Origin of the sequence: Cupriavidus basilensis, from assembly GCF_000876015.1 — a bacterium.
Classification (GTDB): domain Bacteria; phylum Pseudomonadota; class Gammaproteobacteria; order Burkholderiales; family Burkholderiaceae; genus Cupriavidus; species Cupriavidus basilensis_B.
Map to the genome: position 1 here is coordinate 49,222 of NZ_BBQM01000033.1, position 13,073 is coordinate 62,294.

General features: G+C 72.1%; 12 protein-coding genes. 4 read left to right on the forward strand and 8 right to left on the reverse strand.

Features of this window, described 5'->3' with window-relative positions; all coding sequences use genetic code 11:
• Window positions 1–54 precede the first annotated feature (54 nt).
• Window positions 55–1,575, reverse strand: coding sequence for an L-piperidine-6-carboxylate dehydrogenase (gene amaB / locus KF708C_RS32525; RefSeq protein WP_059415927.1), 1,521 nt, complete (start codon window positions 1,573–1,575; stop codon window positions 55–57).
• Window positions 1,572–2,777 carry a saccharopine dehydrogenase family protein gene (locus KF708C_RS32530; RefSeq protein WP_231586655.1) on the reverse strand — a complete coding sequence of 402 codons (1,206 nt, stop codon included), beginning with the start codon at window positions 2,775–2,777 and terminating at the stop codon, window positions 1,572–1,574. Before KF708C_RS32530 ends, amaB begins: the two co-directional genes overlap by 4 nt.
• 165 nt (window positions 2,778–2,942) lie before the next feature.
• On the opposite strand from KF708C_RS32530, the gene KF708C_RS32535 reads away from it, so the two are divergent.
• Window positions 2,943–3,392, forward strand: a complete 450-nt coding sequence (locus KF708C_RS32535; RefSeq protein WP_020202004.1) for an Lrp/AsnC family transcriptional regulator — start codon at window positions 2,943–2,945, stop codon at window positions 3,390–3,392.
• A 35-nt stretch (window positions 3,393–3,427) separates the two neighbouring features.
• Window positions 3,428–4,237, forward strand: a complete 810-nt coding sequence (gene dapB, locus KF708C_RS32540; RefSeq protein ID WP_059415932.1) for a 4-hydroxy-tetrahydrodipicolinate reductase — start codon at window positions 3,428–3,430, stop codon at window positions 4,235–4,237.
• Between the two features lie 36 nt (window positions 4,238–4,273).
• On the opposite strand, the gene KF708C_RS32545 is transcribed toward dapB, so the two are convergent.
• From KF708C_RS32545 to KF708C_RS32570, 6 genes are all read right to left on the reverse strand, one after another.
• Window positions 4,274–4,930 carry a hypothetical protein gene (locus KF708C_RS32545; protein ID WP_020202006.1) on the reverse strand — a complete coding sequence of 219 codons (657 nt, stop codon included), beginning with the start codon at window positions 4,928–4,930 and terminating at the stop codon, window positions 4,274–4,276.
• A gap of 61 nt (window positions 4,931–4,991) precedes the next feature.
• The gene (locus KF708C_RS32550; RefSeq protein WP_059415934.1) at window positions 4,992–5,309 is read right to left on the reverse strand and encodes a hypothetical protein; all 318 of its coding nucleotides are present in this window, start codon (window positions 5,307–5,309) and stop codon (window positions 4,992–4,994) included.
• A 128-nt stretch (window positions 5,310–5,437) separates the two neighbouring features.
• Entirely contained in the window at window positions 5,438–6,985 is a 1,548-nt protein-coding gene (locus KF708C_RS32555) for a chloride channel protein (protein ID WP_059415938.1), read from the reverse strand.
• 122 nt (window positions 6,986–7,107) lie between these two features.
• The gene (locus tag KF708C_RS32560; RefSeq protein ID WP_059415940.1) at window positions 7,108–8,088 is read right to left on the reverse strand and encodes a Bug family tripartite tricarboxylate transporter substrate binding protein; all 981 of its coding nucleotides are present in this window, start codon (window positions 8,086–8,088) and stop codon (window positions 7,108–7,110) included.
• Between the two features lie 76 nt (window positions 8,089–8,164).
• Window positions 8,165–9,670, reverse strand: a complete 1,506-nt coding sequence (locus tag KF708C_RS32565; protein ID WP_059415943.1) for an acyl-CoA synthetase — start codon at window positions 9,668–9,670, stop codon at window positions 8,165–8,167.
• Window positions 9,670–10,575 (reverse strand): SDR family oxidoreductase, encoded by a 906-nt coding sequence (locus tag KF708C_RS32570; protein ID WP_020202011.1) that lies wholly within the window; start codon window positions 10,573–10,575, stop codon window positions 9,670–9,672. Before KF708C_RS32570 ends, KF708C_RS32565 begins: the two co-directional genes overlap by 1 nt.
• 138 nt (window positions 10,576–10,713) lie before the next feature.
• On the opposite strand from KF708C_RS32570, the gene KF708C_RS32575 reads away from it, so the two are divergent.
• Together KF708C_RS32575 and KF708C_RS32580 are read left to right on the forward strand one after the other, a co-directional pair.
• Window positions 10,714–11,640, forward strand: a complete 927-nt coding sequence (locus KF708C_RS32575) for a LysR family transcriptional regulator (RefSeq protein ID WP_020202012.1) — start codon at window positions 10,714–10,716, stop codon at window positions 11,638–11,640.
• Between the two features lie 185 nt (window positions 11,641–11,825).
• Window positions 11,826–12,959: a metallophosphoesterase gene (locus KF708C_RS32580; protein ID WP_059415946.1), complete on the forward strand. Its 1,134-nt coding sequence runs from the start codon at window positions 11,826–11,828 to the stop codon at window positions 12,957–12,959.
• The last annotated feature ends 114 nt before the right edge of the window (window positions 12,960–13,073 follow it).

Here is a 13,073-nt window from a genome sequence, read left to right on the forward strand (position 1 = left end):
TGTCCGCGCCATATCCGCACCATGCACGCGCGATGTCCGCGCCACGCCCGCGCCTCACACCTCGAACCGTATGCCCTGCGCCAGCGGCAGCGCGTCGCCGTAGTTGATGGTGTTGGTGGCGCGCCGCATATAGCCCTTCCACGCGTCCGAGCCGGACTCGCGCCCGCCGCCGGTGGCCTTCTCGCCGCCGAACGCGCCGCCGATCTCGGCACCGCTGGTGCCGATGTTGACGTTGGCGATGCCGCAGTCGCTGCCCGCGGCGGACAGAAAGCGCTCGGCCTCGCGCAGCGACTCGGTGAAGATGCACGACGACAGGCCGTGCGCCGCGGCGTTGTTCAGCGCGATGGCTTCATCCAGCGTGTCGTAGGGCATCACGTACAGGATCGGCGCGAAGGTCTCGGTCAGCATGGTCTCGTGCTGGCGGTCGGTCAGCACCAGCGCCGGGCGCACGTATTCGGCATTCGGATAGCGCTCCGCCAGCACGCGCTCGCCACCGTGCACCACGTTGCCGTGGCCGCGGCAGCGCAGCAGCGCGCCGGCCATCGCGGCCCCGGCGGCGCCGTCGATCAGCGGGCCGACCAGCGTCGCTTCCGCGAGCGGGTCGCCCATCGGCAAGGTGCTGAACACATGCATCAGCCGCGTGGTCACGGCGTCGAACAGGTCGGCATGGACGAAGGCGCGGCGCAGCGTGGTGCAGCGCTGCCCGGCGGTGCCGGCGGCGGAGAACGTGATGGCGCGGATGGCCAGCTCGATATTGGCCGACGGCGCAACGATCGCCGCGTTGTTGCCGCCCAGCTCCAGGATCGCGCGCTTGAACTGCCCGGCGCAGGCGATGCCGACCTCGCGGCCCATGCGCGTGGAGCCGGTGGCGCTGACCAGCCGCACGTCGGCGTGCGCGACCAGATGCTGCCCGAGCGCCTGCGGGCCGGCCAGCACCGTGGCGATGCCGGCGTGATGGGGCGCGGCGATGTCGAGCACGCCGTCCAGCAGGCCCTGCACGGCGAGCGCGCACAGCGGCGTCTTCTCGGACGGCTTCCACACCACGCCGTTGCCGCACACCAGCGCCAGCGCCGCGTTCCAGGCCCACACCGCGACCGGGAAGTTGAACGCCGAGATCACGCCGCACAGGCCATACGGATGCCAGGTCTCGCGCATGGCGTGCTGCGGCCGCTCCGAGGCGATGGTCAGGCCGTGCAGCTGGCGCGACAGGCCGACCGCGAAGTCGCAGATGTCGATCATCTCCTGCACCTCGCCCAGCCCTTCCTGCAGGATCTTGCCGGACTCCAGCGAGACCAGTTGGCCGAGATGCTTCTTGTGCTCGCGCAGCATCTCGCCGAAGCGGCGCACCACCTCGCCGCGCACCGGCGCCGGCACCAGCGCCCAGCTGGCCTGCGCCGCGCGCGCGCGTTCGATGCGCGCGTCGGCCTCGGCCGGCGTGCAGGCGGGCAGGTGGCCGAATGCCTCGCCGTCGATGGGCGAGCGCACCGGCAGCGCGCCGGCGGGCCCCTCGCCTTCGCGCCACGGCGCGGGCAGACCGATGGCCTGCCAGCAGGCCGCGAATTCCCTGGCTTTCATACCGTTGCCTCCTGGAGCGGGTGACAGGTGTAGTGTCGGCCGAAACGGTTGGCGAGGAAAGCGTCCAGCGGCATCGCCTCCTGCGGCACGAAGCCCTGCCGCGGCAGCACGCCGGTGGCCACGAGGTCGAGCGCGGCGCAGATGCCGGCGGCGGTGGTGAGCTGGATCGCGTTGAGGTGGCCGGCGGCGGTGTCGGCCCCGCCGATGCGCGCCGAGAACGACTCCTGCATCAGGCGCCCGCGCGCGCCGCCGCTGCTGGCGGCATGGCCGGTGGCGCTGGCGAACACGATCACCACGTCCTGCTGCGTGGCGGGAATCGCGCTGTCAAAGATCTCGCGCATCCAGTCGCGCCGCTCGCGCAGGCGCAGGTCGTTGAGCAGCAGTTTCATCACCGCGCAGTGGCCCGGATAGCGGATCGACTTGTAGTCCACGTCGCGCGCGCGCCCGGCCAGCGTCTCGGGCAGCGTGCCCAGCCCGCCGGAAGTGTTGAAGGCCTCGTATGCGATGCCGTCCAGCGCGAAGCTTTCCAGCCCTTCGAGCGCGGGCACCTCGACGCGGCGCCCGTCGACGATGGCCTCGCACGGATTGCAGTATTCGTTGATGAGCCCTTCGGTGCTCCACGTCAGGTTGTACTTGAGCGCGTTGCTCGGAAAGCGCGGCAGCGCGCCCACGCGCATCTTCAGCGCCAGCAGTTCGCCGCCGCCGCGCAGGAAGCGCTGCGCGAGCTCGTTGCCGACCACGCCGATGAAACCCGGCGCCAGCCCGCACTGCGGCATCAGCACCGAGCGCGCGCCCACCGCCAGCGCGCGGATGGCGTGGGTGGCGACCACGTCTTCGGTCAGGTCGAAGTAATGCACGCCGAGGCTGGCCGCCACCGTGGCCACGCCCACCGCGGCATGGAACGGCAGCGCGTTGAGCACGGCATCGGCGCCGCGCAGCAGCGCCGCGCAGTCCTGCGCCCGGTCCAGCGCGCGGGCGCCGACCGCGATGCCTTCGGGCAGGCCCTGGAACTGCGCCGGGTCGCGGTCCACCAGCGTGACGCGGTAGTCGCCGCTGTCTTGCAGCATGGCGGCGATGGTGCGGCCGATCTTGCCGGCGCCGAACACCACCACGCGCAGCGGGAACGGGGAAATGCCCGCGGGGGATGCCGCCGGCGCATTGGCGGCCGGGGCCAGCAGGCTGGGCGGATCGAGCTTGCTCATGAGGTTCTCCTGTCGGTATGGCCTGTGTTCATTCACTTGCTGACTGAAGTATGGTGTCGGGCACAGTCGGAATGAACAGGCAAGCTTGACGAAAACACCCCATAATCAAACGATTCGACAAGATGAATCGTCGAATCGTCATCCCCCTCCCTGCGACGCCGCGCCATGACCGAACTCGACCAGACCGACCGCCACCTGCTCGCGCTGCTGCAGGCCAACGCGCGCGAGAACGCCGCCAACCTCGCGCGCAGGCTGGGCATCGCCCGCACCACCGTGGTGGCGCGCATCGCGCGGCTCGAGCGCGACGGCGTGATCGCCGGCTACGGCGTGCGGCTCGGGCAGCAGATGGAAGACAATGCCATCCTGGCGTTCTGCGGCCTGTCGGTCATGCCCAAGGCCGCGCCCGCGGTGGTCAAGGCGCTGCGGCGCTTCCCGGAAATCGAGGAGTTGAATTCCGTGAGCGGGCCGGTGGACTACATGGCGGTGATCCGCTGCGACACGCACGCGCGGCTCGACAAGCTGCTCGACGAGATCGGCGCGCTCGACGGCGTCAACCACACCACCACGTCGATCGTGCTGGCGCGCAAGATCGACCGCCGCCGCGCGGCGGGCTGAACGCATCCGCAGACTCACTTCAGGAGAACAGCACGATGAGCAATCGCATCCGAGTCGCCGTGGGCGGCGTGACCGGCTGGGCCGGCGGCGAACTGGCGCGCGGCGTGGCGCACGCCGACGACATGACGCTGGTGGCCGGCCTGTCGCGCGGCGCGGCCGGCCAGACCCTGGCCGAACTGACGGCGCACAAGGGCACGCCCGGCGTGGCGGTGGCCAGCATCGACGAACTGGCCGCGGGCAGCTTCGACGTCTACGTCGAATACACCAAGCCCGACGTGGCCAAGCGCAACATCCTGCAGGCGCTGGCCCGCGGCGCGCACGTGGTGGTGGGCACCTCGGGGCTGTCCGACCAGGACTACGAAGAGATCGACGCCGCCGCGCGCCAGGCCGGCCGCGGCGTGCTGGCCTGCGGCAACTTCGCCATCACCGTGGTGCTGCTGCAGAAGTTCGCCGAGATGGCCGCGCGCCACCTCGAGCACTGGGAGATCATCGACTACGCCAAGGCCGGCAAGATCGACGTGCCCTCCGGCACCGTGCGCGAACTGGCCTACCGCCTCGGCCAGATCCGCGAGGCCAGGCAGGTGGTGCCGGTCGATCAGGTGAAAGGCCCGAAGGAAGCGCGCGGCGCCACGCTGTCCGGCAGCCAGGTGCACGCGGTGCGCCTGCCCGGCTACCAGCTCGGCGTGGAAGTGATCTTCGGCTCGGACGGCCAGCGCCTGCACCTCAAGCACGAAGCCGGCGACGGCTCCAAGCCCTACGTCTCGGGCGCGCTGCTGGCGATCCGCAAGGTCAGCGGGCTGCGGGGCGTGGTGCGCGGGCTGGACAAGGTGATGGAGGGGCTTTGAGGCACAAACCCCGGGGCCGCAGGGCCGCCCGACGGCCTACCAGCCCTTCTTGTCCCCCGCCTTCCCGGCCGGCGCGGCCTTCGCCGCGGAGGCGGCTTCCTGCGGCTTGAGCTGCTGCGCCATCGCCGCGTCCTGGTTCGCCATCAGCAGGCGCGCCTGCGGCAGCAGCAGTTCCACCGTGCCGGTGTTCGGGTCTTCGGGGATGGCGTACAGCTCCACCGTCAGCGGCCGCTTGTTCCAGCCGGCGTGCACGCTCTTGACCGGCTTGCCGGCCTTGTCCTTCATGTCCACCTGCTCGGCGCGGAACGGCTTGCCGTAGCGCGCGGTGAGGCTGTCGACGGCGGCCTGCTCGGAGCGGATGCCGTCGGTGGGCACGATCAGCCCGACCAGCGCGCTGCGGTCGACGAAGGCCACCACGTGCGGGCCGTCCATGAACGCGGGGCGCTTGTCGCGCGGCACGCCGACCTGGCGCATCACGCCGTCGCCGCGCAGTTCCACGCACAGGGCGGTCACGTCGCGGCCATCGGGGGTGCGCTTGTCGGCGCAATCGGGCAGGTCCGGCAGCGGGCCGCCGATTTCCAGGCTGTCCAGCATCGGCGCGAACTTGTCGGCGCCGTCCTTGGCCGCGGCGCCGGCCAGCGGCGAGAGCAGCAGCAGGCTGGCGGCGGCCAGCCCGGCGAGGGGGTATTTCATCCAGACTCCTGAGAAAAGCTGCGGATTGGAGCGCCCCCCGCGCGCGTGGTTCCGCCGGGGGCTATTGCGTCATACGCGACACCGCGTTGGCCAGCACCGCCAGCAGCACCAGCAGCAGGCCCCACAGCAACAGGCGCGGCACGCGGCTGGGCGGCAGTTGCCGCTGCGGGGAGCGCGCGCCGCGCGGCAGCGGCGCGCGCAGCCGAGTGTGGCCGTGCAGGCCGCGCGTGTGCCAGACCGTGTCCGGCCCGAGATCGCGCACGGCGGTGCTCTCCTTGGCCGGCGGCCTGGGCGGCCTGGGCTGCTGCGTGCGCGATGCGCGTGACGTATCCGATGCGCGCTGGGCGCCGCCGTTGCCGGACGGTCGTTGCGTGGCCATCTGTGCTCCCCGGTTCATGATGCCGGCGCGGATCGTCATGTGCCGCCGGTACACAGCGCCGGTGCGGTGGCCCGGGCGCCGCCAATGGTAAGGCAAAGCAGCGGCGGGCACCACGTCCTGAACGCCGCTTATGTGGCCGGCGCCACTTTCCGCGTGGCGGCCAGCGCTTCGCGGCGGAAGGCATGGGCGACGTGGTGGTAGAACGGGCTCGGGCAGAACTGGCGCGCCACGAAGGAAGACAGCAGCGCCGCGGCCAGCAGGAACACGGTCAGGTCCTGCGAGCGCGTCATCTCCATCACGATCACGCTGGCGGTGATCGGCGCCTGGGTGGCGCCGGCCAGGAAGGCGGCCATCGACACCAGCGCCAGCACGCGCGGCTCGGTAAGCGGAATGGACAGGTAGGCCACCACGTGCTCGAGCGCCGCGCCGATGCCCGCGCCGATGGCCAGGCTGGGCGTGAAGATGCCGCCGGGAATGCCGGCGAAATACGACACCACCGTCGCCGCCAGCTTGGCCACGCCGAACCACAGCGTCGGCGCCGACTCGCCGTTGATGAGGCGGCTGGCCTGGTCGTAGCCGGTGCCGAAGGTGGCGCCGCCGCTGGCCCAGCCGATCGCCGCCGCCACCAGCCCGCACAGCAGGGCGGCCAGCACCGGGTGGTCGAGCGGCCACGCCCGCAGGCGGACCGGCAGCAGCGCCGGCAGGCCGCCGATCAGCGCCTTGGCGAACAGGCCGCCGAGCACGCCGTTGAACAGCGCGGCCAGCAGCACCGGGCCCCACGCATCGTGCAGCGCGAGGATCGGCGTCTTGACGGCGAAATACGGGTTGTTGCCGAAAATCGCCAGCGACAGGAAACCCGCCGTCAGCACGCCCGACAGCACCAGCCGGTCCCAGCGCACGGTGGTGCCGCGGCCCAGCTCTTCGATGGCGAACACCACGCCGGCCAGCGGCGTATTGAACGCCGCCGCGAGGCCGCCGGCCGCGCCCGCGGCGATCAGCGCATTGGGATGGAAGCCGATGCGGAAATGCAGCCGCTCCTGGCACCAGCGCCCCCAACTGAGCATGGCCGCCGCGCCAACCTGCACCGACGGCCCTTCGCGGCCGATGGACGCGCCCGCGAGCAGGCCGCCCGTGGTCAGCAGCACCTTCCACATCGATTGGCGGAACGACACCAGCAATGTTTGCGCCGGGCCGGCCGGCGGCAGCCCGAACGAGGCGATCACCTGCGGAATGCCGCTGCCGCGCGCCTGCGGCGCCAGCCGCAGCGTCAGCCAGCGCAGCGCGGCCAGGCCCAGCGGCAGCAGCACGAAGGCCAGCCACGGCGTGGCGGCGGTGGCCCGCTGGTTCCAGTTCAGCGCCAGTTCGGCGATCCACGCGAACAGCAGCGAAAACAGCGCCACGCCGCCGGCGCCGCACATGAACACGGCATAGCGCAGCGTGGTGCGGGAGATGCGCCACATCTGGCGCGACTTGCGCCCGGCGGCCAGGCGCGCGCGGCGGCGCAGCGCGCGCAGGTGGGCATGCTCGGCGGCGGCGCGCGCCTGCGCGCGGGCTTCGGCGCCGGCCTCGCGCCCGATGTCCCGCGGCGCGTCCGGGCCGGCGCCGGCCTCCGGCTCGGGACCCGAGGGCGATGGCGGTTCTGGTTCGGGACGGGAGTCGGTCTCGGCGTCTTTCATGGAGCGGCAGGGGCGGAGAAATGCGGCGGGCGGCCCGGTGGGCCGGACACGCCACGGCGTCACGGCACTATACGCCGATCGCCGTGCCGGGTCCGCCGCCGGCGCCCCTGCCGCCGGCGCGCTCAGTCCAGCGCGATGTGGTTGGCCTGGATCACCGAACCCCAGCGCGCGCGGTCCGCGTCCACGTAGCGCTGCACCTCGGCGCTGTCGCGCGGGCGCTGGATCACCAGCCCGAGCGCGGCGAAGGTCTGGCGGAACGGCGCGTCGCCGGTGGCCCTGGCGGCGGCGGCCTGCAGGCGCGCGACGGCCTCGAGCGGGGTCTGCGCCGGCACCGCCAGGCCGAACCACGTGGCGGCCTGGAAACCGGGATGGCCGCTCTCGGCCACGGTGGGCACGTCGGGCAGCACTTCCAGGCGCTCCTTGCTGGTGACCGCCAGCGCCTTGAGCTTGCCGGCCTTGATGTGCGGCAGCGAGGTGCTGACCACGTCGATCATCAGCTGCACGTCGTTGGCCAGCAGCGCCGCCAGCGCGGGCGCGCTGCCGTTGTAGGGCACGTGGGTGAGGTCGATGCCGAGCTCGGTCTTGAGCATCTCGGTGGCCAGTTGCAGCGGGTTGCCGAGGCCGACCGAGGCGTAGTTCAGCTTGCCCGCGTTGGCCTTGGCGTAGCCGGCGAACTCGCGCACGTTGGCGGCCGGCACCTGGGTGTTGGTCACCACCACCAGCGGGATCTCGGCGGCGACCGAGATCACCTTGAAGTCGCGCCGGGCGTCGTAGCCGACCTTCTTGTAGAGCATCGGGTTGAGCACCATGCTGGCGTTGCTGGCCAGCAGCACGGTGTAGCCGTCGGCGGGCGCGCGCGCCACGCTGGTGGCGGCGATCATGGTGTTGGCGCCGGGGCGGTTCTCCACCACCACCGGCTGCCTGAGCTCGCGGCCCATGCCGTCGGCCAGCGCGCGCGCCAGTTGGTCGGCCGAGCCGCCGGGCGTGTACGGCACCACCAGCTTGACCGGCCGGTCGGGAAAGGCGCCCGCCGCGGCGAGTTGCGCGCAGGCCAGCGCGCCCGCGCCGAGCACGGCGCGCCATGTGGAAATCCAGCGTTGCATTTGGTTGTCTCCTTCTTTCTTATGATCTGCCTTGCGGTTTGCCGGCTTGCGCCGCCGGCAGGCGTGCCGCCGCCGCTCACACGCGGCGCGCGCGGCCCTCCCAATATTTGTCGCGCAGGCGGCGCTTGGCCAGCTTGCCGGTGTCGTCGCGCGGCAGTTGCGCCTCCACCACGATGGTGCGCGGCACCTTGAAGCCGGACAGGCGTTGGCGCAGCCATTCGATGATGGCGCCCTCTTCCAGCCCGGCGCCGGGCACCGGCTGCACCATCGCCAGCAGGCGCTCGCCGTATTCGTCGTCGGGCACGCCGAACACCACGCAGTCGGCCACGCCGGGATAACGCACCAGTTCGTGCTCGATCTCGGCCGGGTAGATGTTCACGCCGCCGGAGATCACCATGTCGGAGGCGCGGTCGCAGATGAACAGGTAGCCGTCCGCGTCCAGGTAGCCCATGTCGCCGAGGCTGACCAGGCCGCCGCGGTCGATGGCCTGGCGCGCCGCTTCGTTGTTGCGGTAGGTGAAGTCGGGGTAGGCCGGCTGGCGCACGTAGACCAGGCCGATCTCGCCGGGCGCGCAGGGCGAGCCGCGCTCGTCGAGAATGCGCACCTCGCCGTCGTCGACCGCGCGGCCGGCGGTGCCGGGCTTCGCGGCGGCGTCGGCGGGCGTGGCCACGGTGATCATGCCGGCTTCGCTGGAGGCGTAGGTTTCGTGGATGACCGGGCCGAACCAGTCGAGCATGGCGCGCTTGACCTCGGGCGCGCACGGCGCGCCGGTGGAGGCGACGAAGCGCAGCGAGGACAGGTCGTAGCGCGCGCGCACCTCGGGCGGCACCTTGAGCATGCGCACGTACATGATGGGCACCAGGTACAGCACGTCGATGCGGTGCCGCTCCACCAGCGCCAGCACCTGCTCCGGATCGAAGCGCGCGCACAGCACCAGGCGCTCGCCCATCTGCAGCGCGTTCTGGATGAACACGCCGGGCGCGCTGTGGTACAGCGGCGCGGCCATCAGCGCGCGGCAGCCCGGCACGATGCCCATCGTCTGCGCCACCACCGAGCGCATGCGCTCGAGCTGCGCGTCGAGCCGCTCCAGCGGGATCGGCGCGCGCAGCACGCCCTTGGGGCGGCCGGTGGTGCCGGAGGTGTAGGCCATGTGGCCGCGCGGCGCCACGCGCGGGCCGTCGTAGGGCGGCTGCGCGGCAAGCCAGTGGTCGTAGTCGATGGCATCCTCCGGCACCGGCGCGCCGGCCTCGGCCAGCGCCAGCACCGGCACGCCGGCGGGCACCACGGCGCGCACGCCGTCGAGCAGGCCGGCATGGACGATCAGCGCGCGCGCGCCGCTGTCGGCCAGCAGGAAGCGGACTTCCTCGGCGGTGAAGTGCCAGTTGATCGGGCAGTAGTAGGCGCCGGCGATGCGGCAGGCGTGCACGATGTCGGCAAAGGCGGGGTCGTTGCGCAGCAGCACGCCAACCACGTCGCCCTCGCCCACGCCCAGCGCGCGCAGGCCGCCGGCCAGGCGCGCGCCGCGCGCGAGCAGCGCGTCGCCGCCGCGGTGGAGGTCCTCGAACCAGAGATCGGCGGCCATCAGTCGGCTCCGGCGGCGGCGGGCGCGCCGACCGTGCGGGCGGCGCGGTCGGCGGCGTTCTTCGCGGCGATGCGTTCGCGCGCGGCCTGCCACTCGGCGTCGCCCCAGTCCAGGTACTGCGTGAAATACGCGCCGTTGGCGAAATGGTCGCCGCCGTCCAGCGCGATGGTCTGCCCGTTGATCCAGGTGTTGTCCGGCGCCAGCAGGAAGGCGGCCAGGTTGCCGATGTCCTGCGGCTGGCCGAGGCGGCCGGTGGGATTCTGCGCGGCAAGCTGGTCCTGCTGCGAATCCCGCGGGCGCAGCCGCGAGCCGGCGCCTTCGGTCGGGATCACGCCCGGCGCGATGGCGTTGCAGCGGATGCCGTGGCGGCCCCACTCCACCGCCAGCGACTTGGTCATGGCGTCCACGCCGGCCTTGGACATGGCCGACGGCACCACGAACGGCGAGCCGGTCCAGACCCACGTCACCACGATCGACAGCACCGCGCCCGGGTGGCCGTCGCGGATCCAGCGCTTGCCGACCGCCTGGGTGGTGTAGAAGGTGCCGCGGAAGACGATGTCGGAGATCGCGTGGAAGCCGTTGGGCGAGAGGTCCTCGGTGCGGCTGATGAAGTTGCCGGCGGCGTTGTTGACGAGGCAGTCGAGCGGGCCGTGGGCGCGCCAGATGGTCTCGATCATGGCGTCCACGGCGGCGGCGTCGCGGATGTCCACCGCGTGCGTCGCCACCTTGGCGCCGTGGCGGCCGCGCAGCATTGCGGCGGCCTCGTCGAGCACCGGCAGGCGGCGCCCGCACAGGTGCAGCTCGGCGCCCAGCCCGGCCAGGCGGTCGGCCATCGCCAGGCCCAGCCCGGTGCCGCCGCCCGTGACCAGCACGCGCCGGCCGGCGAAAAGATCGTCCTTGAACATCGTTGTCTCCTGTCTGGCCCCGCGCATGCCAGTCCGGCGGGGGAGCACTCACTGTAGTCCCGGCACGCGGCATCGACAATTCCCGACGGCTGACTCACAATGTTGCGCCACAAGTGACAATCCCCCAGGGAATCCCGGATGGACCTCAACCTGATCCAGGCCTTCGTCGACATCGTCGAGGCCGGCAACTTGTCCGAGGCGGGCCGCCGGCGCGACGTCACGCGCTCGCAGGTCAGCCGCCAGCTGCGCGAGCTGGAGCAGCAGGCCGGCGCCCAGCTGCTGCGCCGGACCACGCGCCGGCTGGAGCTGACCGAGCCGGGCCGCTCGCTCTACCAGCACGGCCTGCGCATCCTGCAGGAGGTGGCGCTGGCCCAGGCCGAGATCGACAGCCTGGGCAAGACACTGCGCGGGCACGTGCGCCTGAGCGTGCCGTCCGGGCTCGGCGACACCTTCATCGCGCCGCTGCTGCTGGAGTTCGCCGGCGAGCATCCCGGCATCACGCTGCGCGTGTTCTTCGCCAACCGCGTGGTGGACCTGATCGCCGCCGAGATCGACGTGGCGCTCAGGGTCACGTCGCGGGCGCAGCAGGATTACGTCGCGCGCGACATCTGCGCGATCGAGTGGCAACTGTTCGCCTCGCCCGCCTACCTGGCGCGCACCGGGCCGCTGCACGCGCCGGCCGACCTGGCGCGCTGCCAGTTCCTGTGCCCGCCCTACCCGGCGCGGCGCTTCGTGCTCACGCTGGACCGCGGCGAGCAGCGCGAGCAGGTGGCGCTGGCGCCCTACCTGCAGTCCGAGCATTTCCCGTTCCTGATGCGCGCGGTGCGCGAAGGCCACGGCGTGGGCCTGCTGCCGGCCTATGCCGGCTGGGACGACGTGCGCGCCGGCCGCATGGTGCGCGTGCTGCCCGAATGGCACGCCGAAGGCCTGGGCGACCGCCTGTACATCATCACCACGCCCAACCTGCATCCGTCGATGGCCACGCGCGCGCTGATCGACTTCCTGCGCGAGCGCATCCCGGCGCTGGACGTGTTCGCCGGCCAGGGCGGCGGGCCCGCCGCGTGACGCCGCGCGCCGCGCGCCAAGCGAAGGCCACACAAAGACCATGTGAACAATTCGCTGCGCGCTCTTGAATCCGCGCGCAGCCAGCCTCAGCTACGGGATTCGCGCGCGGCGCGGCAAGACGGCGCCGCCGCGCGCCCGCCGGACCCGGCATGCGCCGGATCCGCCTCAAACTCCCTGGAGGTGGCATGCCCCCTCGCACCACCGTTTTCGTGGCCGCCCTCGTGGTCGGCCTGCTCCACATCTATATCGGCGTGCGCCTGCTGCCCGACCTGCCGGTCGCCTTCGCCGTCAAGGCGCTCGCCGTGGCGTGGCTGGCGCTGTCGTGGCCGCTGATCCCGGCCGGCCTGCTGGCGCGGCGCCTGGACCAGCCCTGGTCCGACACGCTCACCTGGGTCGGCATGCTGGCGATGGGCTTCTTCTCGTCGCTGCTGGTGCTGACGCTGGCGCGCGACGTGGCGCTGCTCGGCAGCGCCATCGCGGGCTGGCACCCAGGCTGGCTGCTGCCGCGCACGGCCGCCGCGGTGCCGCTGCTGGCGCTGGTGGTCACGGCGCTGGGCTTCTTCAACGCGCGGGGGCTGGCGCGCGTGGTGGAGGTGGAAGTGCCCATCGCCGGCCTGCCCGACGCGCTGCACGACTTCACCATCGTGCAGATCAGCGACATCCACGTCGGCCCCACCATCAAGCGCCCCTACCTGGAGCGCATCGTGGCGCGCGTCAACGGGCTCAAGCCGGACGCCATCGCCATCACCGGCGACCTGGTGGACGGCACCGTGCGCGAGCTGGCGCACCACACCGCGCCGCTGGGCAGCCTGCAGGCGCGCCACGGCACCTACTTCGTCACCGGCAACCACGAGTATTACGCCGGCGCCGATCCGTGGATCGCCGAGCTGCGCAGGCTGGGCCTGCGCGTGCTGATGAACGAGCACGTGGTGATCGGGCAGGACGAGGACGCGCTGGTGCTGGCCGGCGTGACCGACTACACCGCGCACCGCTTCGACGAAAGCCACCGCAGCGACCCCGCGCGCGCGCTCGAAGGCGCCCCACCGGTGGCCGCGGCGCGCGTGCTGCTGGCGCACCAGCCGCGCACCGCGCCGGCTGCCTCCGCCGCCGGCTTCGACCTGCAACTGTCCGGGCACACGCACGGCGGCCAGTTCTGGCCGTGGACCCTGTTCGTGCCGATGCAGCAGCCGTATGTCGCCGGACTCAAGCGCCATGAGGCGATGTGGGTCTACGTGAGCCGCGGCACCGGCTACTGGGGACCGCCGAAGCGCTTCGGCGCGCCGTCGGAGATCACGCGGCTGCGGCTGGTGAGGAAGTAGGCTGCACCCGGACGAAAAAAGGCCTCGCGCAATGCGAGGCCTTTTGCTGCCGGCAACGCCGGTTTGCCGCTCTGTTGTCACCCCTCTCCCATTTCATGGAGAAGGGAGCAAACC

What these genes read in the sequence shown, in the direction of transcription:
- KF708C_RS32530 (WP_231586655.1), bottom strand. Translation starts at nt 2,777, where the DNA reads ATGAGCAAGCTCGATCCGCCCAGCCTGCTGGCCCCGGCCGCCAATGCG.
- KF708C_RS32580 (WP_059415946.1), top strand. Translation starts at nt 11,826, where the DNA reads ATGCCCCCTCGCACCACCGTTTTCGTGGCCGCCCTCGTGGTCGGCCTG.
- KF708C_RS32535 (WP_020202004.1), top strand. Translation starts at nt 2,943, where the DNA reads ATGACCGAACTCGACCAGACCGACCGCCACCTGCTCGCGCTGCTGCAG.
- KF708C_RS32575 (WP_020202012.1), top strand. Translation starts at nt 10,714, where the DNA reads ATGGACCTCAACCTGATCCAGGCCTTCGTCGACATCGTCGAGGCCGGC.
- KF708C_RS32565 (WP_059415943.1), bottom strand. Translation starts at nt 9,670, where the DNA reads ATGGCCGCCGATCTCTGGTTCGAGGACCTCCACCGCGGCGGCGACGCG.
- dapB (WP_059415932.1), top strand. Translation starts at nt 3,428, where the DNA reads ATGAGCAATCGCATCCGAGTCGCCGTGGGCGGCGTGACCGGCTGGGCC.
- amaB (WP_059415927.1), bottom strand. Translation starts at nt 1,575, where the DNA reads ATGAAAGCCAGGGAATTCGCGGCCTGCTGGCAGGCCATCGGTCTGCCC.
- KF708C_RS32550 (WP_059415934.1), bottom strand. Translation starts at nt 5,309, where the DNA reads ATGGCCACGCAACGACCGTCCGGCAACGGCGGCGCCCAGCGCGCATCG.
- KF708C_RS32570 (WP_020202011.1), bottom strand. Translation starts at nt 10,575, where the DNA reads ATGTTCAAGGACGATCTTTTCGCCGGCCGGCGCGTGCTGGTCACGGGC.
- KF708C_RS32555 (WP_059415938.1), bottom strand. Translation starts at nt 6,985, where the DNA reads ATGAAAGACGCCGAGACCGACTCCCGTCCCGAACCAGAACCGCCATCG.
- KF708C_RS32545 (WP_020202006.1), bottom strand. Translation starts at nt 4,930, where the DNA reads ATGAAATACCCCCTCGCCGGGCTGGCCGCCGCCAGCCTGCTGCTGCTC.
- KF708C_RS32560 (WP_059415940.1), bottom strand. Translation starts at nt 8,088, where the DNA reads ATGCAACGCTGGATTTCCACATGGCGCGCCGTGCTCGGCGCGGGCGCG.